We start from the raw sequence: 1951 nt of genomic DNA, 5'->3' as shown, positions 1-1951 counted from the left end.
GCGCTTTGCAAGATCAATCCCGATGATGGTAACTTCGGACATGGATGCTCTCTCCTTCTGTGATGTCTTCAGCAAACATCACCTTGGCACATTACGATGCCGTCGGGAGGGGGCATCCATGCCATCAACAAAGCCCATAGAGACCGTGCATACAGATGCCACCCATTGGATTGTCGAACAGCAGCGCGGCGACGATGGTAATTTAACGCTTGCAAGCGCAGAAACCCTCTTTTCTAATTTGATCTGGTGTCGTTTCCACCGTAGAGTCGAAATCCTAAAGCCCAGATGCGAAGTGGTTGGCGTTCTCTATCCCCGAAGGTTCGATCTCGTTTGATGCCTAGATACTTGCTTTCTTTAATTGCCGTGTTCTTCTTGGCCGGTCAGGCATCGGCGCAGCACTCCCCAGTTTCACCGCAGGAAGAGGTTTCTGTATCCGTCGAATCGCACCAATGCGGAGACAGAGTAACCACGGCCTGCCTTGTCGGAGAAATTCAATCGTTCCTTGCCGCCGACATGGACCCGTTCAGACGTCAGCGCACAATGCTGGCGTTGGCGCAGGCGCAACTGGCGGACGGACTTATCGAACAGGCTCTCTCCTCATATGCACAACTCGAAGCGAAGACCGCACGGGCTGAGTTTCTCGTTAGCTACGCAAGGAACCTGATCGCGGAAGGAGACAATGAATCGGCCTTGGAGCGCTTACGCGAAGCTGACACTTTGCTAACCGATGGCCAGAGCGATCTCGACCGCTTGAACGTTACCCGGCAGAGCCGGTTGATCGCGGAAGCCTTCGCGCAAGCCGGCTCGGGCGAGGAAGGTCGCGCCATTCTCGACGGCATCGCCGCATATCGCAACCTGATTCCGCTCAATCCGATGTTTATAGCGCTGATGCTTCAGGTCGCCGAAGCCGAGGCTGAGATCGGATTTCGTGCTGAGGCGGCGGCGATTGTCGAAGAAACATACGCGCTGATGCTCGATCAGGACGTGGAGGTTACGCCAGAACTGATCCTGCAGATCTTCGAGACATGGGCCTCCATCGACGCGGCGGCGGCGACCGAGGCCGCCGAGGAACTTGCGACGATCATCGGAAAGCACGACCCGTCGGCGTTCGAATTTGCCATATGGACGGGTCTGTCTTCGGGTTTGGTATCCTCCGGCGACGGCAACACAGCCTTCCTGCAGAGGGCGCAAGCATCTCTGAACGATGCACCAGGGCGAGTGACGGCACTCCTGCTTGCGCCGAAACTCGCGGACGCGATAAGGGAGGCCGACGAAGGCGAACAGGCACGATTGCTTCTCGAACGCGCCCATGTGGAAGCCATGACACTTCCATCGCCGATCGAGAAAGCGGCTGCATTGTTTGCTCTCGCTGAGGCCTTCGCCCGTGCGGACTCTCCCGAGCAGGCAGAAAACATCCTCAATGAGCTTCTGGTGATGTCTGAGCAAGCGGGCCCGGAGGGCGCGATGTTGCGGCATTTCGCCAATGCGGTTCCCGCCCAACTGGCTTCGCTCGGGAAGGTCGACGAGGCGTATGAACTTGCGATGAATGCCGATAGCGGCATTCGAGAAATGGCAATGATGACGGTGGCGGACAAGCTTGCGACACAGGGGCATTTTCAGGAAGCCATGCGCTTCCTGCGCAACGTCGAAGGCGAGATTGCGGTCATGATGATGGCCGCAATAGCAGACCGCCTCGCCTCCGCATCAGGCGCGCGGAAAGCACCGTGATCGTTTCCAGCATCCCAACCCACGCACTCCGTACGTAGAATAAGTGACCGGGGCATGCCCGGCACCGGGCTTGCTGCCATGCCAGAGACCATGCACCTAGGTGTTCAGTCCCGGCATCTGGTGGATCGGATTTAGGATGAATCTGTCTGGCTCGGATGTCCAGATCTTGCAGATGTATTCATAGGGCGTGAGACCGCCGAGGGTCTTGAGCCTGCGCGCGAAG

At 57.7% G+C, this 1951-nt stretch carries 2 protein-coding genes and 1 pseudogene; 2 read left to right on the top strand and 1 reads right to left on the bottom strand.

What is annotated here, in order from left to right; translation table 11 throughout:
- Positions 1-334 (top strand): hypothetical protein (locus tag PUT78_RS23440; protein ID WP_274354625.1); only part of this gene is annotated, 334 nt, incomplete at its 5' end.
- Positions 335-345: 11 nt separating this feature from the next.
- Positions 346-1728, top strand: coding sequence for a tetratricopeptide repeat protein (locus PUT78_RS23435; RefSeq protein ID WP_274354624.1), 1383 nt, complete (start codon positions 346-348; stop codon positions 1726-1728).
- 96 nt (positions 1729-1824) lie between these two features.
- Here PUT78_RS23435 and PUT78_RS23430 read toward each other — a convergent pair.
- Positions 1825-1951: pseudogene (locus tag PUT78_RS23430) on the bottom strand (IS481 family transposase); the annotation flags it as partial.

Origin of the sequence: Roseinatronobacter alkalisoli, from assembly GCF_028745735.1 — a bacterium.
Lineage (GTDB): Bacteria > Pseudomonadota > Alphaproteobacteria > Rhodobacterales > Rhodobacteraceae > Roseinatronobacter > Roseinatronobacter alkalisoli.
Note: the sequence above shows the minus strand (reverse complement) of the source record. Positions and strands in the feature narration are given on the sequence as shown.